At 34.9% G+C, this 25,461-nt stretch carries 25 protein-coding genes; 3 read left to right on the top strand and 22 right to left on the bottom strand.

Going from position 1 to position 25,461, the window contains the following annotated elements; translation table 11 throughout:
* Positions 1-75: 75 nt before the first annotated feature.
* From R1X58_RS02475 to R1X58_RS02420, 12 genes are all read right to left on the bottom strand, one after another.
* Positions 76-696 (bottom strand): hypothetical protein, encoded by a 621-nt coding sequence (locus tag R1X58_RS02475; protein ID WP_240571781.1) that lies wholly within the window; start codon positions 694-696, stop codon positions 76-78.
* Positions 697-748: 52 nt separating this feature from the next.
* Entirely contained in the window at positions 749-1,309 is a 561-nt protein-coding gene (locus R1X58_RS02470; protein ID WP_240571780.1) for a hypothetical protein, read from the bottom strand.
* A gap of 119 nt (positions 1,310-1,428) precedes the next feature.
* Complete coding sequence (locus R1X58_RS02465) at positions 1,429-2,295, bottom strand: alpha/beta fold hydrolase (protein WP_240571779.1); 867 nt, start codon at positions 2,293-2,295, stop codon at positions 1,429-1,431.
* 120 nt (positions 2,296-2,415) lie between these two features.
* A complete protein-coding gene (locus tag R1X58_RS02460) occupies positions 2,416-3,042 on the bottom strand; it encodes a hypothetical protein (protein WP_240571778.1) in 627 nt (208 codons plus the stop codon).
* 139 nt (positions 3,043-3,181) lie between these two features.
* The gene (locus R1X58_RS02455) at positions 3,182-5,545 is read right to left on the bottom strand and encodes a PDZ domain-containing protein (RefSeq protein WP_240571777.1); all 2,364 of its coding nucleotides are present in this window, start codon (positions 5,543-5,545) and stop codon (positions 3,182-3,184) included.
* Positions 5,546-5,702: 157 nt separating this feature from the next.
* Positions 5,703-6,548, bottom strand: a complete 846-nt coding sequence (locus R1X58_RS02450) for an endonuclease/exonuclease/phosphatase family protein (protein ID WP_240571776.1) — start codon at positions 6,546-6,548, stop codon at positions 5,703-5,705.
* Positions 6,539-7,852 (bottom strand): sulfatase-like hydrolase/transferase, encoded by a 1,314-nt coding sequence (locus tag R1X58_RS02445; RefSeq protein ID WP_240571775.1) that lies wholly within the window; start codon positions 7,850-7,852, stop codon positions 6,539-6,541. Before R1X58_RS02445 ends, R1X58_RS02450 begins: the two co-directional genes overlap by 10 nt.
* Positions 7,853-7,939: 87 nt before the next feature.
* A complete protein-coding gene (locus R1X58_RS02440; protein ID WP_240571774.1) occupies positions 7,940-8,290 on the bottom strand; it encodes a hypothetical protein in 351 nt (116 codons plus the stop codon).
* Positions 8,291-8,295: 5 nt separating this feature from the next.
* The gene (locus R1X58_RS02435) at positions 8,296-8,523 is read right to left on the bottom strand and encodes a hypothetical protein (protein WP_240571773.1); all 228 of its coding nucleotides are present in this window, start codon (positions 8,521-8,523) and stop codon (positions 8,296-8,298) included.
* A gap of 22 nt (positions 8,524-8,545) precedes the next feature.
* Positions 8,546-9,115, bottom strand: a complete 570-nt coding sequence (locus R1X58_RS02430; RefSeq protein ID WP_240571772.1) for a hypothetical protein — start codon at positions 9,113-9,115, stop codon at positions 8,546-8,548.
* 17 nt (positions 9,116-9,132) lie between these two features.
* Complete coding sequence (locus R1X58_RS02425) at positions 9,133-9,525, bottom strand: DUF302 domain-containing protein (protein WP_240571771.1); 393 nt, start codon at positions 9,523-9,525, stop codon at positions 9,133-9,135.
* 43 nt (positions 9,526-9,568) lie between these two features.
* Positions 9,569-10,135, bottom strand: coding sequence for a hypothetical protein (locus tag R1X58_RS02420; protein ID WP_240571770.1), 567 nt, complete (start codon positions 10,133-10,135; stop codon positions 9,569-9,571).
* Positions 10,136-10,414: 279 nt separating this feature from the next.
* Here R1X58_RS02420 and R1X58_RS02415 point away from each other — a divergent pair, with 279 nt between their 5' ends.
* Together R1X58_RS02415 and R1X58_RS02410 are read left to right on the top strand one after the other, a co-directional pair.
* Positions 10,415-11,782, top strand: coding sequence for a hypothetical protein (locus tag R1X58_RS02415; RefSeq protein WP_240571769.1), 1,368 nt, complete (start codon positions 10,415-10,417; stop codon positions 11,780-11,782).
* A complete protein-coding gene (locus R1X58_RS02410; protein ID WP_240571768.1) occupies positions 11,775-12,410 on the top strand; it encodes a CPBP family intramembrane glutamic endopeptidase in 636 nt (211 codons plus the stop codon). Before R1X58_RS02415 ends, R1X58_RS02410 begins: the two co-directional genes overlap by 8 nt.
* A gap of 124 nt (positions 12,411-12,534) precedes the next feature.
* On the opposite strand, the gene R1X58_RS02405 is transcribed toward R1X58_RS02410, so the two are convergent.
* From R1X58_RS02405 to R1X58_RS02370, 8 genes are all read right to left on the bottom strand, one after another.
* Positions 12,535-13,581, bottom strand: a complete 1,047-nt coding sequence (locus R1X58_RS02405; RefSeq protein WP_240571767.1) for a hypothetical protein — start codon at positions 13,579-13,581, stop codon at positions 12,535-12,537.
* A 147-nt stretch (positions 13,582-13,728) separates the two neighbouring features.
* A complete protein-coding gene (gene nhaA / locus R1X58_RS02400) occupies positions 13,729-15,033 on the bottom strand; it encodes a Na+/H+ antiporter NhaA (RefSeq protein WP_240571766.1) in 1,305 nt (434 codons plus the stop codon).
* 190 nt (positions 15,034-15,223) lie between these two features.
* A complete protein-coding gene (locus R1X58_RS02395; RefSeq protein ID WP_240571765.1) occupies positions 15,224-15,688 on the bottom strand; it encodes a GNAT family N-acetyltransferase in 465 nt (154 codons plus the stop codon).
* 63 nt (positions 15,689-15,751) lie between these two features.
* Entirely contained in the window at positions 15,752-16,222 is a 471-nt protein-coding gene (locus R1X58_RS02390) for a hypothetical protein (RefSeq protein ID WP_240571764.1), read from the bottom strand.
* A gap of 191 nt (positions 16,223-16,413) precedes the next feature.
* On the bottom strand, positions 16,414-16,605 hold the full coding sequence (locus R1X58_RS02385) for a hypothetical protein (RefSeq protein ID WP_240571763.1): 192 nt from the start codon (positions 16,603-16,605) through the stop codon (positions 16,414-16,416).
* Positions 16,606-16,909: 304 nt separating this feature from the next.
* Entirely contained in the window at positions 16,910-17,560 is a 651-nt protein-coding gene (locus R1X58_RS02380) for a DUF2238 domain-containing protein (RefSeq protein ID WP_240571762.1), read from the bottom strand.
* Positions 17,561-17,772: 212 nt separating this feature from the next.
* Positions 17,773-18,504, bottom strand: coding sequence for a DUF2846 domain-containing protein (locus R1X58_RS02375; RefSeq protein WP_240571761.1), 732 nt, complete (start codon positions 18,502-18,504; stop codon positions 17,773-17,775).
* A gap of 157 nt (positions 18,505-18,661) precedes the next feature.
* Positions 18,662-21,760: a DEAD/DEAH box helicase gene (locus R1X58_RS02370; protein ID WP_240571760.1), complete on the bottom strand. Its 3,099-nt coding sequence runs from the start codon at positions 21,758-21,760 to the stop codon at positions 18,662-18,664.
* A gap of 447 nt (positions 21,761-22,207) precedes the next feature.
* Here R1X58_RS02370 and R1X58_RS02365 point away from each other — a divergent pair, with 447 nt between their 5' ends.
* Entirely contained in the window at positions 22,208-22,852 is a 645-nt protein-coding gene (locus R1X58_RS02365) for a DUF6266 family protein (protein WP_240571759.1), read from the top strand.
* A gap of 475 nt (positions 22,853-23,327) precedes the next feature.
* Here R1X58_RS02365 and R1X58_RS02360 read toward each other — a convergent pair whose 3' ends face one another.
* Both R1X58_RS02360 and R1X58_RS02355 read right to left on the bottom strand, forming a co-directional pair.
* Positions 23,328-23,543 (bottom strand): helix-turn-helix domain-containing protein, encoded by a 216-nt coding sequence (locus tag R1X58_RS02360; RefSeq protein WP_240571758.1) that lies wholly within the window; start codon positions 23,541-23,543, stop codon positions 23,328-23,330.
* Between the two features lie 203 nt (positions 23,544-23,746).
* Positions 23,747-25,321 (bottom strand): arylsulfatase, encoded by a 1,575-nt coding sequence (locus R1X58_RS02355; RefSeq protein WP_240571757.1) that lies wholly within the window; start codon positions 25,319-25,321, stop codon positions 23,747-23,749.
* Positions 25,322-25,461 lie beyond the last annotated feature (140 nt).

Raw genomic sequence — 25,461 nt, 5'->3', positions numbered from 1 at the left:
ACAATACTAAGATACTAACTTAATAAAAAAGAAAACACCCTAATTAGGGTGTTTCGAATGTATGGTAATAGTTATTTATTTAACGTTTAATTTTAAGGCATCATGATGAAAGGTTTTTATGCCTGTTAATCCATATTTAGATTCTCCCTGCTTTATAACTTGTCCGTTGAGATTGTATTGTTCTAATTCTGTTTTAAATTTTTTGTTAGCTGAGCCAGATTGAATCATATTTCCTATGGCAAGACCTGGGCCGACAACTAATCCTATTGGGGTAGAACTGGTTTGTTCTTCAACACCATACGAATTGGTTGTAGAGGTGTAAAAGTTTAAAGGCGTTAATAATAAGTATAATAAGTAAAGTGGTGTTTGTTGTTTTAATGTTTTAAAGGTCTGTTCTGGTCGTAGAACGTTAACCGCTTCATTATTGGCATAGTTTAATGTTACATCGTCACCAAAAACAATGTCTTTGTCTGAATTGTTGGTAATCTTAAACGAAACTACTTTTACACCTTTTTTAGTTTCCTTTTTAGCGTATTTCTTTTCCAGTAAACTGTATTGATATTCTAACTTAATATTGTTTTTTTCGGTTTGTGAAACATACTTTACAGAAGTAGGATTAATGTTATTATAGCGCGATGCACAGTTTGTTAAGCTTAATGTGGTTAATAGAATTAAGGAAAATTTGAATAATTTCATTTTGAAAGGTTAGTGATTATTATAATGTTGATTTTGTAATTAGACTTTTGTGTTATTTATTTAAAGGAATAGCAACGCCTATGGCCATGGCACCAGAAAACTGTTCTTGATTAAAGTGGTCGTAAAAAAAGAAAGCAAAAGTTGTTTTACGGTCTTTCCCTAGTTCTAAACCTAATGTAATCGGGATATGAAAGCTTAGTCCGCTATGATTAATATCGGTATAAGGGGTGTAGGTTCTGAATTTTCCAATCGATGTTCCAATCCCCAATTCAATAAAAGGAGCGACATAAGGAATAGGAATGGTTAGTCTGGCTTTACCTCCAAGCAAAAGTGCTTTTGTTGAAGAGTTATATATGCTCCGGTTTCCATCTAAATCGGTTGCTTTATTTCCAGTTATAAACAAGCCGGCATAAGGACGTACATCAAACCATTTAGAGGCTTCAAGAACATATTCGCCTTGCGCATAAAATCCTTTAGTTGAAATATCGATGTCGTCGTATGGAATAGTTGAAGCATAGCCAATTTTAGCATCGATAGCCGTAGGTTTAAAAAATTGAGCATGCAATTCTACTGTGGTTATTATAACCAAAAGAGCAAAAAGTCGTTTTTTCATGAGTCGTTTAGTGGTAAGATTGTGTGATGTTTTTCGGACTCAAATATAGATGATATTCTTTCGGAATTAATGAGGGTTTTCCGTAAAATGTTATTGGAAAAACTATTTATCTTTTTAGGTTAATCCCATTCAGAGGTTGGACGTGTAAAGGGTTCAGACAGAAACTTTTCAATGATAGCATTAAAATAGTTTGGATTAGAACCAGGTGTATAATGCGTTTCGCCAGGCATGATGCAAAGTTGGGCTTTTGGGATATTCTGATATATTTCAACTGCATGTTCATTTTTTATAATATCGCTATCTCCATTTACAACCAAAACTGCGGCTTCGATTTGTTGTAGTTCTTCATGAGTGATATTAGGCTGAAACAATACTAATTCATCTAATTGTTTAAATTTTTCCCAGTCTCTGGATTTATCATTTAAAGAAATCATACGCTTTACATAATCTAAATCTTCCCTAACACTTTTTGGTGCCCAGCTGTTAACTGCTGTGGTATCTGGTCGTAAATTAGCGCCCATAGTTATAATTTTTTTAATGTTGGCTTGTCGGTTAATGCCCATTTTTAAACTAATAATACCACCGTCGCTCCATCCAAGAATATTTATAGAATCTAATTTTAAATATCGTACCAAGCCTTCCCAGTCTTTTGTCATCTGGTCATAGGTTAGTGAGTCTGTTTTTAATTCCGATTTTCCTTGGCCTCGGCTGTCGGCAACAATCACATGGTATTTATTTTTAAAATATTCAATCTGGTTTTCCATAGATTTTATGTTCGCACCACAACCATGAATAAGAAGTAATGGTTCTCCAGTGCCATAGGTTTCGTAGTATATATTGGCTCCATTAATTTCAGCAAACTTTCCAGTAGTTGTGTTGTTGCCATAAGGTGTATCGAAATTGGGTTGCATCATGGTTTGAGCATCCATAAAACCCAATGATAGAATTATACATGTAAGGAGCAGTGTTTGAAAAACTTGTTTCATAGATTGACTTCGTTAGTATTAAGCAGTAAGGTAGAAAGGGCTTTACAATATAGGAATAATCTGTTGATTTTAAGCGTGTAAAATTCAGCTCTTAAAGCCTTTTGAAGGTTCTTTTTTTTGTTATTTATCTAATTCTAATTTTAACAAACTATCAATAAACTGCTGTTCGGTGTATTTTTGATCTTTAGGTGAATGACTGTTAGACATGTATAAATACGGGATAGAATCTCCCTGGTAGAAGTAATAGCTATTATCTTCAAATCCACCATTCCAGCGATCTGGAGAAAATATACGAATCTTGTTGCTGAGGTATAAGGATTGGTTTAAGTGTATCACATTTTCATTTGATTTTAATTCTTTACTAAAGAGGTCTGTTTTACTAAAGCGATCCATTGAATTTTCTTTGGCATCGTAAATAATTAAAATATACTCTTTGTCGGTTGTAAAATGAATATCGTTGGTGCCATTCATGTATTTAAAACCAATATAACCACCTATTGATAATATTAATTCTATGATAAAGATGATGTAGTAAGGCGTGCTTTTAATAAAGAATCGATCTAAAACATAGATAGCAAAAATAAAGACTACAATAGGTATAACCATAATGGGATAAAGAATCATCGGACTTTCATATGTGAGTCCGATGTAAATGGATTGTATGGCGATTACGATGCCTAATATGGTAACGATGGTAAATGGGGTAACCGGGTAAAACCAGGATTTGAGTTTTTTTAAAGTTGCCATGATTTCTAAATTTAGTATTCAGTCAACCCCATTTATAAAGGTACGAATTATTATGTCTGCTACCCTCTAAAAAGCGGACTTATTGGGTATAAAAAAACGCCCTGTGTTAGGGCGTTTTTGTTCTTAAGGTTTTACGAGTTTATTGTATGCTTAGAATTAGATTTGTTGGTTTTTGATTGCGAACAACACGTAGTTTAATCTTTCCATTTAGATTTTTGCTGTTGTATTTTTTTAAGAAATCTGCAATATGCTTCACTTTTTCTTCTTCCATTCCAACAATAACATCACCTTCTTTTAATCCGGAATGAATCAGTTTACTATCACTATTTATTTTTAAAACAATTACACCATTCATGTCAAATAATCCTGATGCCGATTGCTCCTCTGGCGTTTCAATATTTTTAAGTGTAGCACCCAGCCATTCTTGAGTTTTACTGTTTGTTTTGTAAATTGATTTAATCTTTAATTGAGGAATATTAGGTTGCTTAGCCAGGGCTTTTAGTTCTGGTTTTTGAACTCCAAACTGATCCATAGGAAAGTTTTTGAAGCCTACTTGTAATGCAATTGAGTTCTGTGACACGTTAAAGTCTCCCTGTCCGGGATTTATAAACATTGGATTACCATAAACACTATGTTTGTCGGTGTAGTTTTGGTTAGCTAAAGCCAAGGAAGTACTATCAGGAAACACATTGTAATCAACTTCTTTTCCCCAGCCTTTAAGGCGAATCGGGAAATGTTTGGTCATAGAAATGTTGTGTTTAAATACGTCTTCACTGTTATCAAACCAAACGTGAGGATGAAATCCGTTATTTACCATGATATTGTTTTCTATCACTCGATAAAAACCTTCACGAAGTTTTATACCTCCGTTTAAACACAGGTTGTTGTATATGTGATAGTTTGAAGAACCATCATCTAAGTCAATATCCCAGCCATGGTCACAGCGAAAACGGTTGTTTCGAATTACAGTCGTATACATCGCGTCCCAGTAGGGCATTTCAGGATTTGCATGTACAAGGCTATCAATAACGTTATAGGTAGGATGCCAGAAACGGTCACGTCCCCAAGAATTAAATGCGCCATGATCACTGGTTTCTAAAACGGTATTAAATACATCGTTGTACTCAATAATATGTCCTCCCCATGTGCCTTCATTAGCATTTATTCCGGCACGCGGTACATCATAGATACTATTATTTTTAATATGAATTTTCATCGACATAGACAATTGTACCCCAGCAACTTGTTTTTCTATTGTGCCTATATCATGAATAAGATTGTTTTCAACAATGCATTTTGAAGGATATAAGTTGTTGGCAGGTCCTTTAATAGTATCTATGTCTTTTGCAGGAACAAATTCCTCATATTTAAAAGAAGGTGAACGTACTGCCGAAGCATCGCCGACAAAACTTATTGCCGAAGCCCCGCAATTATAGATGTGGTTCCCACTGAAATTATTCGACAGGTTATAACCATTCACGAAAATAACATTACCACCAAGGTTAGTAAATGTGCAATCTTCGATGCTGCAATGTTCGGTGCCGTTCATTGTTATAGCCCCACCACGATAAATCGTCCAGTCACTGCGGAGTAAGGGCTCGTACTCTTCCATAAAAGTACGTTTGGCATGTTGAAAGGTAATATCAGAAATAAGAATGTTTTTGACAGGATGTTCTAAACTTCCTTTTATGTCAATCAAGTGTTTTAGAACAGAAACTTCAACTTGGGCAGTATTTAAATCTATTTCTGGTTGAATCCATAAGTAAAGTTTTTTATCTTGTTTGCTATAGTACCATTCATTTTCACTATCTAATTCCTCGAATATATTTTCAACCATGCGCAATTTTTGATGCATGGCAGAGGGGCGATTGTTTTGATGGCCGCCGGTAAGTTGTAGGTCTCCATCCTCAGATATACCGGTAATTTCATAATGGAATCCACCCCATCGTCCGCTGTGCATGGCATGTACAAAACCGCCAATAGGATTACTCCAACCATTTACACGTTCTTTAGAAATAGCATCGGCCGCATGACCTTGCCATGCACCACCTTGTTTATTGTAATTAGGATATCGAGCTAAAATCTGCTGTTTACCATTAATGAAAAGTTGGTTAAATTCAATGTTTTCATTGATCTCGGTTACCCAGATATTATCTTTATAAATACTCCATTTGGTTTTTATAATTTTCGAACCTTTAACATTAACCTTATTAGTGCCTTCTCCAATAATTTCAAGATTATTTAATTCTGGAGTTATGGTTAAAGGTTCAGTTAAGTAATAATCACCAGCTAATAATTTAATAGTAACTTTATCATCAGCACGAGTTTTGGCTGCTTTTGCTAAATCAAGTGCTTTTTGTATAGTTTGTATAGGAGATTGTTTAGAGCCTCGATTAGTGTCATTTCCGTTAGGACTGACGAAAATTTCATTGGGTTGTTTATGACAACTAGTTAAGGTAAGTAGACATAGAATAAATAACGGTGTAATGTGTTTTTTAATCATTTGGTAATATTGCAGTGTGCTGGAGCACATATTTGTTTAGGTGATTTTAATTTGGCACAAGATATCATGTTTTTTACAACTTCAAAATACTTTTATATTTAATAATAGGTATAAAAAAAGCCCTTTTTAGGGCGTTTTTTTATTGTAATTAAGAGTCTTATTTCAACTTGACAAAAACAGGGAGATGATCTGAAACACAAAGTCCGTTGATGCGTCGGTCGTCTATGTGTCGGTAGCGAAGCACTGTGGCGTTTTTGGTAAAAATATAATCGATACGTTTGTTTAACTCAGCCATAGGGTCGAAATTATTAAAGGTACCCAAAGGTCCATAAAACGGACTTGAGGTTGTTTCTAAACCATCGTTCAGTTTTGTTTTTAAGGTTTGTATCGGAGGGCTTTTAGGTTCACTGTTTAAATCGCCCATAACCACCAGCTTTTCTTTAGTAATACCTAATTGTTCAATAGTTTTTAAAATAAGTTTTGAAGATTCTTCCTGAGCTTTAGGACCAATATGGTCAAAATGCGTATTGAATATATAAATAACCTCTCCGGTATTTCTGTTTTTAAATAACCCGTAGGTGCAGATGCGTTCCATAGAAGCATCCCATCCTACAGATATTTGTTCAGGCGTTTCCGAAAGCCAGAACGTATCCTGTTTTAATACGTCGTATTTACTACTATCGTAGAACAACGCTGAATATTCGCCTTTGGTTTTTCCATCGTCGCGCCCAACGCCAATAAAGTCGTAATTTGTCATGTGGTCTTTTATAAAAGTAACCTGATGGTGCAACCCTTCCTGAATACCTAAAAAGTCAGGATGGTAGTAGTCTATTAGTTTCGCGACTTCCGTTTTACGGTATTCCCACCAGTTGGCTTTATCGTTAGCATTGTCGTAACGAATATTAAACGACATTACTGTAGTTTGTGCCTGTATTGCCAAACTTGTAAACACAATGCTTAAAAGAAGGTATTTAAAAGCTGAAAACGTATTGTTTATTTCCATTTTGGATGTTTCTCTAATTCTTTTTCTAAGGTGTTTTTAATGTCTTGCTCGTTGCTGTCAAGGGAATCTAATGCTAACGGATGTTGTTCCAGTTTATCGTTATTGAGATTATAGAAGTTGTTATTAGGGTATAATTTATAATCTAAAGAACGTACGAACTGGTTTCTATACTTACTAACATTTGCTCCCCATTGCGGATCGTAATGCACAAAAGCAGTTTCTCTTGGTTGATACTCTTTGCCAGTTAGCAGCGGATAGAAACTTTTACCATCTGATACAGCTTTCGATTCTGTTAATTCGGCCAGAGTAGGGAAGAAGTCACTGAATTCAATAAGGTGATTGTAAACGGATTTTTCCTTTATTTGTTCCGGCCAGTATACGATAAGTGGTACATGGGTTCCGGCATCAATGGTGTTACCTTTTCCACCAACAATAAGTTCATTGTTAATATGCGATTGAATAGTAGGGTGGGTACCGTTATCACCGGTAAAGATTAAAATAGTGTTATCTGTCAATTTTAACTCTTCCAGTTTATGGGTTATTTTACCGACTATTTTATCGGTATATGCTACCATGTCTTTAAAGTAGGTTGTGTCGTTTTTATAACGGTTTTCTCGGTCATTCCAGGTGTTGGAATCTGGTGTTGGTACAAACGGATCGTGAACTAATACCATAGGGTAATACACAAAAAATGGCTGGTCTTTTTTACGCTCTATAAAATCTAAAATATAATCTGAAAAAATATCAGGGCCATAATCGTCTGCGTTTCGTTTTAGGAATTCACCATTTTGTTCAATTAACGGGTCACTGTATCGGCCACCATCGGCTCTGGTTTTGGTAAGTTGCCATAAACAATACTCGTCGAAACCAAATTTGTTGGGACGGGTATTGTCATTCCAATCGCTAATACTGTCTTTAAAAGATAACCCGTTTAATTGCCATTTGCCGGCAATACAGGTTTCGTATCCTGCATCCTGCATCAGGTTCCCAAAGGTGTATTCCGAATTGTTTAAATGCCCGAAATAATCATAGTTTCGGTAGTTATATTTCCCTGTCATGATTTTTACTCGCGATGGGGTACATAAGGGTTGTGATACACAGTTTCCAAACAACATACCCTTTTCTGCTAATTTATCAATATTAGGCGTGTTATACGAAGTGGAACCGTATGCACTCAGACATTCATAGCCCATATCGTCAACCATAATAAGTACGACATTGGGCTGTTTTTTTTCTTCTTGTTTTACACAGGAAAAACTAAGGGAAGCTAAAAGTAGAAGTAGCGTTTTTTTTATAAGTTTCATCTAATTTGGTTTGCAGTAAATTTGAAATATCGATAAAACTACATATAAAATTTAAATCTCTAGTTAAATTATTATTAGGCGAAATGCTTAGTTAACAATGTTTAGTTCTTTTTCCAATTCTAATTTTCTGGTGTGTAATTGTTTTAACTTTTTACCATCCTGGTATTTTATACTGTAATGGGTAAGAACGCAAATTACGGTGAACACAATGGCTGTAAGTAAAACCAATTCATAATAACTCAGGTTACTAATATCTAAAGCCGATTTACGTCTGCTTAAAGAATGACGATTAGAATATGTAGGTGCCCATAAAGACACTATTATTCCAAATCCTATAACCTTCCAGATGTTTTTTTGAATGAAGTTAGATTCTCTTATTATGGTTTCTATTTTACCATTAACTGCACTCAGCTCTTTTTCTTTGTAATAATGGGGCATGCTAATTAATCGTTTCTGAAAAGCTTAAATCCAAATTTTAATAAAAAATAATCCAGAATACCAATGGGAACATATATGGTTAGTAACCCTGCAAAGGACCCCCAGTCGCCTCCTTGTTGATTTATCATGGCCTTGCTAAAAGCAGTAATGATTAAAGGGATTTTTGGAATTAATGAGATCAGAAGGCTTATGCCTATAAAGATTAATACAACACTTAATAGTTTTTTTAACATGTTCGTTATTATGAAGGTTAAACTACAAATTCTGATAATATATTTTAGCAGATTCTGCTAGTTCTTCCGAGATGTTTGTATCAAAACTAAAAGAGTAAATAACCCATTTATCTTTTGGTTTATAAAACTGAAAAACAAAGCGAATGGGTTGACGGTCGTATTTTGCCATATAGCTCAAGTGTACAAAGCTACTTCCTAAAGATTTACTATTTATTTTTTCATAACCATAATATTCACCAACATAATCAATATTCAAGCCTTCCATTTGGCTTTTTAAATTAGTAATAGCGTCAGCATTTCTCGAAATCCAAGAGTTACTTGAGTATAATTCATCAAGCGCTTTTGAAGCACCTTCTTTTTGAAAGGTGTTAAAAAATACATCTGTCAATTCTTGAGGTGTATTTTGTGCAAATGCAAATGTCATTGATGTTAAGAAAAGTAATGCGCTTAAGTAAGTTTTCATAAATATTGGTTTTTTTGGGTTGTAATTTTTCTCACAATATAAATTGCTTTTTTCGAACTTCAAAACGGAAATCTTAACAAAGTTTAATTCATAAAAAAAACACCCTAAAAGGGTGTTGAGGTTATTCATGTTTTTCATTTTTAGCTTTAATCCAGATGTTCAATAATACGTTTAAGCTTTTGCTGAATCTCGATAGCCACGCTTCCAAGATTTTCATTTTTTACAGCCATCATAGACGCGACCGGATCGACTGCTGCCACTTCAATATCGCCGTGGTCATTCTCCATAACCACGACATTACAGGGCAAGAAGAGCCCTATTTTATCTTCATTACTTAATGCCTGATAGGCGTATGGCGGATTGCAGGCGCCCAGTATGCGGTACTTCTTAAAATCGACATCTAGTTTGTTTTTCAAGGTTTGGGTTATATCTATCTCGGTAAGCACGCCAAAACCTTCTGTTTTTAAGGCGGCCGCTACTTGTTCAATAGCTTTATCGAAGTCTTTTTCTTTTAAAACGGTACTAAAATAATAACTCATAAGTCGCTTAATTTATAGATGGTTATTTGCCTCTATAAGATACTTATTTTTTAACATATATCAAGTCCGATGCTTCAACCGTCATGGAAGGGAGAAGTATTGGAATGTTTTTTCCCTTTTCTTTCAGTTCATTATATTTTTCAAATCCTCTTACAATAACATCGGCCATTTCTAATTGTAGAGCGTCTAATTCATCCTTTTCAAATATTTCGGCATCCTTTTTTTCTAAAAGTTTTTGAATAGGCTTTAATTTATAATTGTTTTTATCAACAGGAGTTAATATAACACTTGCTTTTAATCCTCCTAAGGTTGGTATAACATCAATGATGTATGTTTTTCCACCTAACAGTTCTGCTTCAACAAATGATTTGTTTTCTGATCTTGCCCAAAACAGATGCTTGCCTGGTTCGCATTCATACTTCATATACTTCGAACCATTAAACTTCCCTATGGCTTTTTTGCCGTCAAAGTAAGTGAAGTTTACTAAGCCTCCCAATCCACTTGATCTGGTGAAATAAACTGCTGCCCGCCCTTCAGAAATAGAATCTGTTTGCGAAAATAAAAGAGTGGTCTGTGCCAATAACAATAATAATAAGACGCGTTTCTTCATGAGTTGCTGTTTTAATTGGTTAATGCCTTTAGGGGCGCATACTTTAGTGTTAAGTTAATAAAAAGATAGGTATAAAAACGATAAATTTATTGAGATAAGAATTTTTAAAAAGTAGGCGAGAAAGAGTTATGAGTTAAGGCTATTGTTAATAATAAGCATTAAGTTGTTGGTAAAACCATAAATGGTATTTCTTATGCCACATGGTTTATTTAATAAATCAAGCTAAGGCTTTATTTCGTATCTTTAATAGAATCAAGGCAATAATCCTGATATTACGTTATGGTATTTAGAAAATATATGAGCCGAATTGTTCTTTCTATTGTCATAATTTTGCTTTGGCAATGCAAGGAGAAAGAGAAGGAAGAATTTCGGTTGCTTACTTTTCAGGGTGCAGACATAGGGCATTTTATAGATGTAAAGACTAGTTTTTCTGCTATAGACAGTCTTGGTTATGTTAATCTTTTGACCCGCAATGGCGACTGGCTTAATACAGACGAATTTTTATTCTCTGTTCACAGGGATTTCGAAGATACCCTGCACATCCGTGAATTAGATTCAGTCATGTATATCAATGGAAATTTAGTTGCAATTTCCATCTCAAAAGACAGTCCGTCAATTCCCTTTTTTGATCAACTGACTTCAGAAGACATTTCCCGACTTCGAACCATACAATTTAAGGAGCCTATTGCAGATGCCATTAAACCTTATTTAGAAAACATTGGTCGTATAAATCCTGGGCTTGATATTGTTTTTTTTCCTGAAATAGACTCCGTAAATCTATTAAATAGAGATTTGCGCTGGCTTTCACAATATTTTCAACCAAGAGCCTTACTCTTTCAGAATGAAATAGATTCTGTTTCTGTATCCAGTCTTGCAAATTTCCCTTCCTTAGAAACACTCTTTGTTGGCTTGCCTGTACATGGAGCAGTTTCTTTTCCTCATCTCCCGCATTTAAAAGAAATCATTCTGTATAATGAAGAAGATAGTACTTTTATTGGTGATGCGTTTTTTGCGCAAAATCCTAATATAGAATCTTTAACCATACTTAATGAAAGTGAAGCACATGTAGACTGGACTGCTTTAAATACCTTGAAAAAGCTTCAAAATCTTTATATCGAGTCAGATAGTATAATTCTTAACGATTTATATGTACATCACCCTGATTTGAAAGCTCTGCACCTAGGATTCAATGAGAATAAAGTAGCGTCCATTTCAGATGTTTTTAAGAAAAATAAACTTAAAAGGCTTTCTCTTTATTCAATTGGAGACTCCCTTATGGGGTTAAATTCTAAAGTGGTACCGGATGCTTTTCCTGAACTGGAATCTCTTGAGTTTAAAAATAATGACAGCCTGCTGGATTACAGTGATATTAAAAACTTCAAAAAATTAAAGTATCTCACGGTCTTTGGTAAAGTAGGATTAGATTCAACGCTTTATCATTTAAAGCAGCTTCGTTACCTTTCGCTTTCAGAGGAGTTTTTAAAGGATTCTATCAATGTGGTGAAATTACAGAAGGCATTGCCCAATACGGTTATTGCTCCAAATTCAGGCGCTTGTCTTGGGTCAGGCTGGTTGTTGCTCATCATGCCTCTGGCGGGTCTCTGGTTTTATTTTTTAAAGTCCAAAAAGGTTAGGGGTAATGATTGAAAAGTCTAACAAAGTCTTATTTAAACCCCTTGCTCTTACCGGAACCTTATGGCTTTTTTCGTTGCTTATCAATTTTGAATTTCCTTTAAAAGCAGTTGCCTTATTGGCTTTAATTCTGGCAGGTTACTGGATGAGTGCTATACATAGAGATATTCCAGAGTCTGTTTTTACTCCTGACTTATGGCGTTTTAAGAAATCCCGTAACTGGATTGTTATAGCCTTTGTTTTTTCTTTGGCTCTTTCGGTTTATTCACGAATAGAAGATGGCTTGCCGGCCATACCATCTAAAATAGGCGTATTTGTAATCGTTGCTGTTTTTATAGGTTTTGTAGAAGAAGTTATCTTTAGAGGATTTGTGCAGGGAGCTGCGCAACGATGGAGTCCAACAGGAGCTGTCATACTGGCTTCCGTGTCGCATGCCGGATACAAAGGGCTATTGTTTGTATTCCCTTCGCAACTTCTTAATAATAGCGCTTTAGAGTTATTTGGATATACTTTTCTGGCAGGACTGATTTTGGGTTATTCCCGCAAAGCAACAGGATCGTTATGGCCTGCTATTTTAGCACATTGTTTTTTTGACTTTTGGTTATACATGGAACAATCTTCTGCTCCCTGGTGGGTGTGGTAAATATGTTAGGGTATTTTATTGAACTACTTGGGTTATGTATGCCATGATTATTTGAATTCTGGTTCAATTCAAAAACGAAGTTACGCACAGTTTTTCAGAGTTATTAACAAAAGGAGTTAACCTTTTATTTAATATTTACCAGCTTAAAACTATGCCACACCCAAAGCAAACGATCTTGCAGGGTAGAGAAGTTATGCAACTCGTTAGGTACGCCACGTTCAGACAGGTACATACTGGCTGTGTTGCCTTTGCCTTTTTCGTCGGTCCAGAAGAATACAATATGAACAGAGCGCATAAGTAGTTCAGTAGTTTCAGGCAGCATGGCACTCGTATTCTTGTTTTCAATAGCCAGCATTCGGGCATAGCTTATACCCTTTGGTAAAGATACCGGCGTTAGAGTGATGCCGGTTAAGGTGTCGTGTTGTTTGTCTAAAATGGTTTTTATAAATGTTGTGTTGCAGTAGTTATCGAAGGCTTCTATTGTCGTACATTTTTTTAAGGATAAATTCGTAATACCACCAGCTTCAGAATAGGTGTTTGAAATTAAAGGGTTTCTGAAGGCAAATGCCGTATTTGGGCTATCCTGACCCAGTATTTCCCAGGAAGGTAAGGGTCTAAAAAGGTAGTTGTGTGTTTTGTCGGCATACCAGGGTATGGTATCGTTGTATATATTTTCACGGAAGTCATAATTACCAGTCATAGGAACAATGCAATACCGGTCTTGAATATGGCCGGTGTAGGCCTGTAGTCTGGCTTTTCCTTCGGCGTTATCCAATGGTTTTAAAGACCCCAAAAGGCCCTGAGTGTTTCGTTCAGGTTTTAGCGAGACATAGTAGTCATTACCAGGTTGCAGGATAAGATTTAATTCGATGTATGCATTCTTAATTTTTGTGTGCAGTTTTGTCGTGTCTGTTAGTCTGGTATGAACCCGATACACGTTATTCATTTTAGCTTTTACACAAAATCCGGCATCATCATTAAGTATTACGGCTAACCAGTTATCGGGGAAATCGTCATCCTGTTCTCTCAAAAAATAAATATGCGCAAAAGTGTCGGGGTTCAGGTTTGCAGGACCTGGTGTATAGACCAAAGGTTTTTCCTGTGCTATTAGTATTGGTATAGCAAAAAGGAGAAAGAATATGAGGGTTATATGCGTTGTATTCGGTTTCATATTCGTTGTAAGGCACACTTGAATGCACTACTTTAAATTACGCATTTTTTTGTCAATAAGCTAAAAGGGGGAGGTAATTTGTAATAATAAATCAAGGGATGTTGAGCCATCCTTCATTTAAAAATAATGTTACCATGTCATTTTGGTTTAGGCTTTTCTTAAAGTCAAATACCCGGCAATACCACACAAAAGTGAAGCTGCAAAAATACCTATTTTGGCTTGCAGAATATAGGCTGGATCGGCAAATGCCAGATCTGTTATAAATAAAGACATGGTAAAACCAATACCTGCCAGTAAAGCTGTTCCATAAATTTGCCTCCAGTTAACACCTTCGGGAAGTGTTGCTAATTTTAGTTTTATTAAGATTTTAGAAAAACCGACCACTCCAATAAATTTACCAAACGCCAGGCCAAATATGACACCCAGGCTAACATGACTACCCAAATTATCGAAAAAACTTCCGGAAAACGTTATGCCAGCATTGGCAAGCGCAAATATGGGCATAACCACATAACTAACCAATGGGTGCATACCATGTTCAAGACGTTGAAGCGGAGTCATAGCTCCTTTCGAGTAACGACTTATTTTTTCTAAAATATGAAGCTGGTCTGACGTAATAAGAGAAACATTGTTAGGCGCACTTCTTTCAAACTCATTAGTAAGTTCATTCATTTTTTTAACAAATAAAGTGTCTCCAATTTTAACATTTCCAGGAATTGTAAGAGCTGCAATTACACCAGCAATGGTAGCATGAATTCCAGAGAGCAAAAAAGCCATCCATAAGCCACCAATGCCAACAACTCCATAAAATACAGTGCTTCTCACCCCTAAAATATTAGCTAATAAAAGCACAGCAAAAAAACCGGCCCCTATCAATAGGCTAATTGTGGAAATATCGGAAGTGTAGAAAAAGGCTATAACCAATACTGCTCCCAAATCGTCAACAATAGCCAAAGCCGTTAAGAATATCTTAAGTGATATGGGTACTCTATCTCCTAATAAGTAGAGGATACCTAATGCAAAAGCAATATCTGTTGCCATTGGAATCCCCCATCCATTGGAAGCTTCGCCTGATGAATTCCATAACCAGTATAGTAATGCAGGAACCACCATACCGCCTATGGCTGAAAAAATAGGTAGCATTGCATTTTTAGGTTTCGAAAGTTCGCCAGCCATAATTTCTCTCTTTAATTCTAAACCCACTACAAAAAAGAATATCGACATCAACCCGTCATTAATCCAGTGATGCAAAGATTTAGACACTTTAAAATCACTAAAACCAATAGTAAAGGTATGCTCCCAAAAATGATGGTAAGCATCTTTAAGCGGCGAATTTGCAAGTATTAATGCCAGTATCGCAGATGCAAATAACAGAATGCCACTGGTTGTTGAATTGCTAATAAACCGATTTATTGGAATTAACAAATACTTATCTATGGGATCTAGTCTCATTAAGGCCGTTTTTTATTTTGAAATATTCAATTAAACATGAGTTGGTAAGCATAGTGCTTAACAGCTTATAAGGTCGGGGTACATGAATATCCAATAGGATATCTGGTTTATTAACTAAGATAGTGAAATTGCGAGGATTTTCATCTAGTAAAATGGGATGAATAAACTTTGCATGGTTGTTTACGTTATTTTATTTTTTCCAATGGATTTTTAGGGCAGATATGTTATTTAATTCCAATCGTTCCATTGTCATTTTTTTAAATCCATTTTTAATATAAAAGTTTAAAGGTGAATGATAAAACTCTCCGTTTTTCTTTTTATCTCTGTTATGGTCAATTACCCAACCGTTCAATTCATTCTCTTTTTTTTGTGCAAGCTTCAATATTTTAGTCCCAAGACCCTTGCCCTGAATGCTAGTGTCTAAAATAATTGCAAACCATTTTGCGTTTTCACGTTTAAAGTCAAAATACCAACCCTTAATTTCATGATAAGAATCAATAAGAAGTAAATGAGATTGTTCAGTCAGTTTCTGAAGATATTCATCAAGTTCCTCAATAGACTCGTAAGACAGGTTTTCAGGATATTCATTATTCCACAATTCTAAAACCTGAAGTTTTTCAGATTCAGATAATTTAAAGCGTTCAATGAATTTCATTCGGTCAGGTTTGACTAAACTGTGTTTTAATGCAGTTTATGGTGTATGTTATATTCTTTTTAGTCAATCATTAATTATAAGACTTCTAAATGCTTCCCATTTAATTGGATCTCCATTGATTTGGAATGTCCTAGAGTTTTTACCAATAGCAGTAATTCCCCCAATTCCCGTACCACCTAGGGTCAATAATAAAAACCCAATTCCTGTGAGGGTATCATAATTATCTGCCGATGTTCCTGATGTTCCAATAAGAATCATTGCAGCCCCAGCACCAATTGATGAGCCTATTAATATGTTATGACCTGCAGATCTTTTAGTTTTAATTGAACCTATACTATCAAGAGCGATAGTTATATGATTCTTATTTCTTTTTAATTTTAAATTGAATTTATCTGTCGATAACAACTTCCCTTTCGCTATTTTTTTACCGTTTAAATTGTAAACTCTCAAAAAAGTTTTTGATTTTAGTTCATCCTCTTGAGCTCCTAAACTATAAACCAATGAAAAAGCCAAAATGAGGATTAGATATTTCATGATATTAGTTTTAATCATTCATTCTATTATTTGGTTAGATTAACTTATTACAGAAAACGGTTCGTATAAGGTCTATGATCTCAGAAAATATATCTGATTTTCAGGTTTATTAACTAAGATAGTGAAATTGCGAGGATTTTCCGAGAAGAAAATTAGAAGTCATGAACTTTATGAGGTGTTACAAATCGTTTTTATTTCATTTTATTCCTGGCAATTGGTATAATTATCCCTATTAATATCGCTAAGAAAAATGATGTTCCCCAATCAACTATTGCTCCATTTTTTTCGATTAACAAATTCCATAACAATGTAACTAGGCTTGCCGCCGCAAAGGCAATTAGAAATGCAATCACTACTTTAAAAAACATACCGTTTGTTTTCATACTTGCCGGGTTTAGTTTAGTGAATGTTTACTTTTATATAGCTTTATCATTAGTTATTTAGTGCTTATCATTTTTTGGGTAAAGGTTCTAAATTTCTTCAATGTTATGCTGCATCCTTTCACTCCTTGCAATTGTGCTCTACCTTTGTGATATTAGGTCGAGGCAATCATTCGATTAGCCTGAATGTCAATCTGTATTACGGAAATTTAATTGCGATACTTACAAGGGGCAAAGATTGTGGTTATGTCTTTTACCACGTGTTGTCGTACGCTTTTTTTCTTTTTTTTGATTCGTCTTAAACGTTCTATGTTTTGCTTAACGGATAGTTATTATCATTTTTATTAAGATAATATCCCAATATTATAAACACTGATATCGCACCAAGAATATCTAAAAACATATCTTTTTGTGCATCCCATATATCTCCCTGTGATCCAAGGAAAGCAGCTCCAGAGTTACCTCCTTTTAATACTGCGTAATACATTTCTATTATCTCATATAGAGCACCCCAGAATCCCATAGCAAGAATTCCAAGAATAATAGCAGTCGTTTTATTATTAACCCAACCTTTTCTTAAAAAAAGTTCGGCAATAGGATAGGCAAGAATACCAACTAAAAAATGGCCAACTCTGTCAAAATTATTTCGATCACTTGGAAATAAGAAATCCATATTGAGATTAGCTAATATTTTATTTCCTAAATTGAAGGGAGCTAGTTCAAAAGTGAAATGGCCCCCATATGTATGAAACATGAAGAATAAAGTTATTAAGAAGTATGATAAATTCGAAAACCTAAATTTCTTAAAAGTAAAAACCAAGAGCACTACAGGTACTATAATGGGTAAATTTTCAGCAAACCATACGGCTCTGTCAATTGGGTTTATTGCTAATGCAATAAATTCGATAATGTAGACTAATAATAAAACATATGGTAGATACTGCTTCAGTTTCGTCATATTATAGATGTATTATAGTTTGTTCCGATTTAATTTTCCTTTAAATGTATTTATCCTCCTTTTCTAAAATACACAACAGCCGTTTTGCTTAGGTTTGTTACAAGAAAATCCGATAGGATTCTCAGATTACATAACTAATATAGTGAAATTGCGAGGATTTTTCGAGAAGAAAATCCGATTCAACAAAACTTATATAATACAGGGAAAAGTTTTTATTTTATTTGTTCATACTCTCGAATCCCTATCTTATTATCAATTACATACATATCTGGTCTTCCAATAGCTATACCCATATTTATTCCGCATTTTACAAAATATTCCTGACCTTTTTTAATGTTTATAACTACAGAGTCTTTTGCTTCAGTAACTCCCCAGAAGGTATGTTTACCATAATTTGATGTTCTATATTCAAATTTTTCACCACTACGAACTCTTCCAATTATGGAATCGTTATTAAGTTTAATTTTATATCCGATTAATGAACCATTAAATTTCTTTGGTCTATAAAAATAGACAACCGAATAGTTTACACTGTCAGGTAATCTGGATTTATTTCTCCTTTCATCTTCATTAATTAAATCTATTAGTTTTTCAGTTTGTATATTTCTATACATTTTGGCTTTTATACGATAACATGTACTTTCAAAACCTGGTTTTTTAATTTCAACTAATTGTACCAAATTAGCTCCGGATTTTTTGGCTGTTAGCTTGGCATTTTCAATAACCGTTTCGTATCCACAATCTGTAGAGAACCCAGAATCTCCAATTTTTAAATCACCAACAAATAGTGAGTTTTCTGGAATCTCATCCTCACGACCTAAAAGAAAAACCTGTTCGGTATCTTCTAATTGGGGGAATTTAGTATCGGTTAAGCTACTTCTAATTTTAGGAGAGCATGAATGCAGAAAAAGTGCAATTAATAAAATGATTGGGGTTTTATTCATTTTAAATTTTTAACGTTGATGTATAAGATTAGTTGCGTGTTTAAGCACCTAATTTAACAAATACAAACCGAATAGAAAATCCGCGAGCATTTTCGTAAATAAGCTTGAACTAGCAATTAATTTTATACGGTGTTGTATGCTGTGCTTTTACTCAACTTTAAGGAGAGCAAAATACTTTTAGTTTAGCGTTTACAGTACCTACACTTTGCAAAGTTGAGTGCAATAATAAAGTAGCTTGAATAGCCTCCGCTTTGCCTTTTTCTAATGCCTTAATAAGTTCTTTATATTCTAGAGTTTTTCCTAAAACTAACCATACTTCTTTAGTAGAATTTGGGTTTTGAATTATTTTCTCCAACCTTTCAAGTGTTTCTTTACCTTTAATATTAGGTTTTCTAATTCGTTTGTCTACAACAAGACCTCTACTCTTCCATTTACTATTCCACTTACGAATTCTTTCCTTTGGAAGTTCATTGTAAGAATTTAAATATTTGATATTTTTAGTTGCTTGTGAAGTTACTTCTTGCAATGCTGTAGCAGAATATAATGAACCTGAACCACATTTAGCATGGATAAAAATAACTTTACTTTCAGTTTTCGATTCATATCCGTAAATGACATCTGCCATTTCGGTATTCATATCATCAAAAACAACAATATCCGGAGTTTTAATATGGATTTCTAATTCTGATTTTACACCTAAATCATCTAAAAGTCCAAAAATAGAATCTTGTACCCAGGAACCTCCAGCGTTTCTAGTTGTAGTTTTTCCTTTTTCTGAATTAATTGTATTCAATTCTTTAATTGGAATAATTATATCTCTTAAATTAAAAGTTTCTTCTTTGAAACCTTTACCAAAGTTTGAATGAACTTCATAAAATTCACCATAGGCATATATAACATTTGGTTCTTCAGGAATTATCTTAAAAGATTGTCTAGTGTTTAAGAATTGGGTAATAGTGATGAACTGAACATTGTTGTTCGGTTGATAATATTTGTCTAAATCATCTCCATCTACATGATAAGTTTTCTTTTTTGAATCATATGATAATTGAAGCGTAACACTTATATCATCTGATATCTTTATATTGAATTCAAATTCATTTGCTGAACTACCTTGACTGACTTCTGAACAAACATCTTCGATGACAAGATGCTCATTTTTTTTATACTTAATATCATTAATAGTTAATTCTTCTGTTAGTTTAAAGTCATTAGAAATTTCACCTATATCCAGAAGTATGTGCTTTGGATTAGTTTCTTTGACTGTATTCACTGCTTTAGCATATCTTGCAAAAGTACTTTTCGGGTTCAAACTTGAATCATTCATAATAGTATGAATATTGTTAACCCAATCAACATAATCATCAAGTTCAACCCATTCTGCTCTTTGAGAAACCCTGCCTTTAGATAAACCAACATATCGACTTATATTTTGAGTGATATTAGTATCTTCAATTCCTTTCTCCGTTTCTTTTTTCTTTTTTATAAGTTTTCTATGCTTCCCTGTAGCTGTTGAGACTATTTGAGATTTATCGTCAAGATAAGAGACAGTATTATCAATCGAATTAGCCGATATAGTATGTGCTCTAATACTATTAGTTCCTAAATTAGAGTTTTTTAAGGAAACAGAACTAATCCAAGAATCTTTTTCCTCGTTGAAAAGACGCTTAAAAAAATCCGCTTCTTTTACTTTACCCAAGCCCAAATCTTCTTCTCCAATTGGTAAAAATCCAGTGCTATCAAAATAAGAAAGAACATCATTGAATTCGAAGAAGACTATTAATTCGTTGCCAATGTTAATAGAATAATAGTCATCTAAATATGGAGATAAAGAAATATTTAAACAAAAGTAAACTTGAAGCTTTATTTTATTAAAAGTTAACTCCTCGTAAATATATCGTTTATCATCTTCTTCAAGTTTTTCGGATATAAACTCTTTGAAATTTTCTAAATCAAAATTTTTATGTTTTTGAATGAAATTAGTCCTTAAAGGTATCTTAATACTTTCAGGTAATTTGTTCGAATTAAAATCAAATTTCTTTTTAAAACCATCTAATAGATATTCATAGTCTTCACCAATACCATAAAACTTTTCAAGGATTTTATCTGACATTGGTTTAAAAGAAGATTTATCTAGTTTCTTATCAAATTCCAAATAATTATTCCAAATTTTCTCGTGACGCCCATTACTAAAATCTATTACATAAGCCTTAAATTGTTCATTTGTTTGTGCGACTCTTACTAATCGACCAATTTGCTGAATTAATGCTCTATCATTTTTAAAATCGTCATAAATAGCAAGCATTTTAAATTGGTTGTCATCAATACCTTCCAATAATTTATTCTGGTGAATCCAGATTTTGGCAGAATGTTTTGCTGGTTTTTTAGGTACAGAGCTAACTAAATAGGGTTCTTTTGATGATTTAAAAGTTTCATGAATAGATACTACTTCAATTGATTTATAATCTTTCTTAATTTTATTAGTTAATCTGATTATGGTAGACCTTTGTGAACACCTAATAATAATTTTAGGTGAGTCTTTTGTGAAAGAACCAAATTTAAACTTATAGTGAGCTAATACTTTTTTAAGAAAAGAATCATCATCCTTTTCTCTGTTTTCTGATTTAAATTCTACCTCTCGAAGATATTTATCTTTTATTCCATCTGCATATTTATAAGGAAAGATGAATTTATCCAAAATATCAAAAGGTTTCAGGTCATTTCTAAATGGAGTGGCAGTAAAAAGAATCTTTTTGGACTTAAAACCTCGGATGGTTTGACTCCATGAGTAAGCTGGTTCATAGTGACCTTCATCAAAGATTACCAATTTTATTTCCTTTATCAAACTTTCATAAAGATGAATATTGTTTTTTCTTATCCAATCTAATTTTTGTATTGTTGAAATATAGATGATATCGTCGTAATTTCCTTTATCATCAAGTGGTATTTGGTCTGACAACAAGTCTTTAAATATCTTATTGTTCGGGTTTGCTTTTTTCTTTAAAACGTCTTCAAAAAAATCTTTTTCAACAGCAGATTTTATTTGGTCTGTTAAGGCTATTCTTGGTGTAACTATTATAGTACATTTATCGAATTGTAAATTACATATTGTAGCAATAATTCCAGATTTTCCGCTACCTGTAGGCATATGAATTAAGCAAGCGCCAGATTCTATTGAAGTGAGATATTTTTCCGTCAGTTCAAGTGACTTAATTTGCGGTTTTCTTAAATCTTTTTTTATGTTAGTCCACTTCATTTAATGAATGATTACTTTTTCAGGCATTGGCTACAACTTGTTTATATGCGTTATTATTTGTTTGATAATATCCTAACGAGGTAGGATAACAACATATTTCAGATTTTAAATATAACGCTTATTCTTACATTTTTAAACCGAAGTTACGCACAATTATAACGACTTATTAACAGTTGTGTATAATGTGTATCCCTGTTTAAAAGCATGGTTATTCCACCCATGTTCAGCTAAAGTCGATTTTAAAAATATAACCCTGAGCGAGAGCTGAACAAACCTCGAACAAAACTGCAACAAAACCCCTGTTTTTTTGGCTTCAGTCTCAAATCGTCCCAAACTGTCTCAAATGGTCTCATGCTGTGTTAATGTGTGTCAAATGGTGTCATGGGTTTGTAATTCATTGTGTTGTGTGCTAGTTTCGAACTGTTTAACCCCTAAAAATCATATATCATGGGAAAATTTAGTAAAGGCATCCTTGGAGGGTTCTCCGGAAAAGTAGGAAACGTGGTGGGTGCACGTTGGCGCGGACAAGATATTATGCGCAGTTTACCGCAACGGGGTAATTATGTGCCAACAACGGCACAGCTCGATCAGCGTGTGCGGTTTAAAACGGCTATAGGTTTTGTAACGCCTATAAAAAATGTCTTGTCGTCGTATTATGGAAAACAGCAGGGCGACAAAAGTGCTTTTAATCTGGCTACGGGTTACGTGTTAAAAGAAGCTTTGTTACCCGATGGGTTGGGCGACTATACCATAGATTACCCGAAGGTACTTATTGCCAAAGGTGATTTACGTGGACTGGCGAATGGGGCCGTGGTAGCTGCTGCCAGTCAGGAACTCACCATCACCTGGGATGATAACAGTGGGCAGGGTAATGCCGCCACTACCGACGAGCTGGTGGTAGTCGTGTATTGCGAGGCGCTCGATTTGTTTGAAACAGCTAACCCGGCAGGAACCAGAGACCTTACCACGGTACAAATGCCACTGCCAGCATACTGGGCAGGCCAGCAGGTTCAGGTATGGGCGACTTTCGTAACAGCCGATAAGCAACTGGCTGCGACGAGTACGTTTTTAGGTGCGGTGACGGTATCCTAAGGTGTAAGGCGTATGTCGTGAGACGTGAGTTTTAAATAGTGAGGGGTGTTGTGCTTCTCACTTTTTTTGTGATATGCCTGTTCAAAAGAGATAAACTTTGTCACCCTGAACTTGAATCAGGGTCTAGCTGCAAAGGGGGTATAGATACTGAAATCAAAGATTCAGCGAAGCTAAATAAATTCAGTATGACAGTTGTAGTGGTGTCACCCTGAACTTGATTCAGGGGCTATCCAAAAGGGGTATAGATGCTGAATCAAGTTCAGCATGACAGGGGGATTTTGTCATTCCGAACTTGTTTCGGAATCTATTAGATAAACCACTCTGTGTTTGCTAACTAATGCGGTTATTTTGCTTGGTTCGGGGGCTGGGTTCTGTAGATGCTGAAACAAGTTCAGCATGACAGGATAAATATGATAAACAAATATTGTCATTCCGAACTGGTTTCGGAATCTCCATCTTTAGTTTCCACAGCTACCTACAAATCTTCCCAACGCATATTATGCTGCATCAAATTCAGGGTAAAATACTTCGGGTAGTAGCGCGTGCCTCCCATAGTGGTGTAGGGCAGTTGTTTTTGTTTGCACCAGCGGTACAGGGTGCTTCGACTAATTTTAAAGAAACGTTGTACTTCGTCGGCGGTCATCCAGTGCTCATCTTTAAAGGCACTACTTTTAGGGTGTTCAGGTTTCATAATAGAGGGGTTTGGGTGCTGTTATGTTGACGATTAGGTCATGAATACATGGATTAATAAATTGTAAATCACATAGTTAATAAAAATCTTACAAATAAAAAATACTTACTTCTACGTATTTTTTTAATTCATATTTTACAGATATAAAAAAACACCCGAACCAAAAGGCCGGGTGTTTTGCAATTATTTGTGTGGTAAAGTGATTACTGTCTGGTGTCGCTATTCATAATAGATTCAATGGCTTTGTTAATGTCTAAAGACGCTGAAGCCTGACGAGGCGGGAAGTCTTTAAAAGTCATTAAATGCTCGGTTAACATCCCGATAGCTGGCTGGAATACCCATGATTTTTCCATAATCATATGGAAACCTGTAATGTCGTCGTAATGCTCAAACGGATCTTTTCTTAGGTTAAATAACCTTGGCATGGTGTGTACTACCATATCGTCAAAATAACGCTCTTTAGTAGCAAAGTGCATTTTCCAAGGGCCTACACGCATTGCTGTTAAACCTGATTCGTAGTAGTAAAAGAAATAGTTTCTGGCAGATTCATCTGTTTTACCAGTCCAGTAGTCTAAATTCTGGAAGCCGTCTACATAAACTTTATAAGTCATATCGCCGGCTTTATAGCCTTTCTTTAAGTCGTCTTTAATATTTTCTTTTCCAACGGCAGCCATAACCGTTGGTAATACATCTTCGTGAGCTGAGATACCATTTCTAACTAAACCAGCAGGAATGTTTTTAGGCCAGCGTACCATAAATGGCGAACGTACACCACCTTCGTAAGTGGTCATTTTTTCGCCTCTAAACATCGTTACACCAGCGTGTGGGAAGGTACTTTGTTCCGGGCCGTTATCGGTGGTGTAAATCACAATGGTATTTTCATCGATACCTAAATCTTCCATATAATCTAACAGTTGCCCTACATGCCCGTCATGCTCCATTAAACCAGAACCAAATAAGTCCATATCGGTACTAATAGGTGTGGCAAGGTTTCGAGATGCTTCTTTTAGATGCGTATACACGTGCATACGGCTGGTGGCGTGCCAGATAAAAAACGGCTTTTTAGCATCTTTAGCGCGTTTCATGAAGTCTTTGGTTTTGGCTACCAATTCTTCATCAAAGGTTTCCATACGCTTAGACGTTAATTTACCTATATCGGTAACTTTTTGTTTTCCTATAACGCCAAAACGCGGATCTTCGGTGCTGTCATATTTGTCTGTTGCGTAAGACTCAATAATACCACGAGGTCCGTACTTTTCGTAGAACTCTTTGTTCTTTGGATAATCGGCTTGTTCTTCTTCTTCCGATACATTTAAGTGATACAGATTACCAAAAAATTCATCGAAACCATGAACCGTTGGTAAATGCTCGTTACGGTCACCTAAGTGGTTTTTACCGTACTGAGCTGTCATATAGCCCATTGGTTTTAATAATTCAGCTAACGTAGGGTCTTCTTTTTTAATCCCAAGTGGGTTACCTGGCTGCCCTACCGTAGTTAAACCGGTACGTACTGGTTTTTGTCCGGTAATAAAGGCGGCACGCCCTGCAGTACAACTAGGTTGTGAGTAGTGGTCGGTAAATATGGCACCTTCTTTAGCGATGCGGTCGATATTTGGTGTTGGGTATTGCATACCTAAACTATAGCACCCTAAGGAGTTAGGGGCTACGTCGTCGACCATAATAACTAAAATATTGGGTTTGTCTTGAGCGAGTGCCAATAAAGGTAATACGAATGCTGAAAACAATATTCGTTTAAATAGTGGTTTGGTTTTAATCATAATTATAGAAATTAAAGTTTAATATTTAAGTGTTACTCTATACTTGTAAGATAATGCTTTAAAAATACGTAAAAGAATATTTATCGACAAAGTAAATTAGGCGTCTATTTTGTTAAAATTCAGGATACTTTGTAACCGAT

The organism is Aestuariibaculum lutulentum (assembly GCF_032926325.1).
Lineage (GTDB): Bacteria > Bacteroidota > Bacteroidia > Flavobacteriales > Flavobacteriaceae > Aestuariibaculum > Aestuariibaculum lutulentum.
The sequence above is the reverse complement of the archived record's forward strand: the minus strand, read 5'-3'. Positions and strand labels throughout refer to the sequence as shown.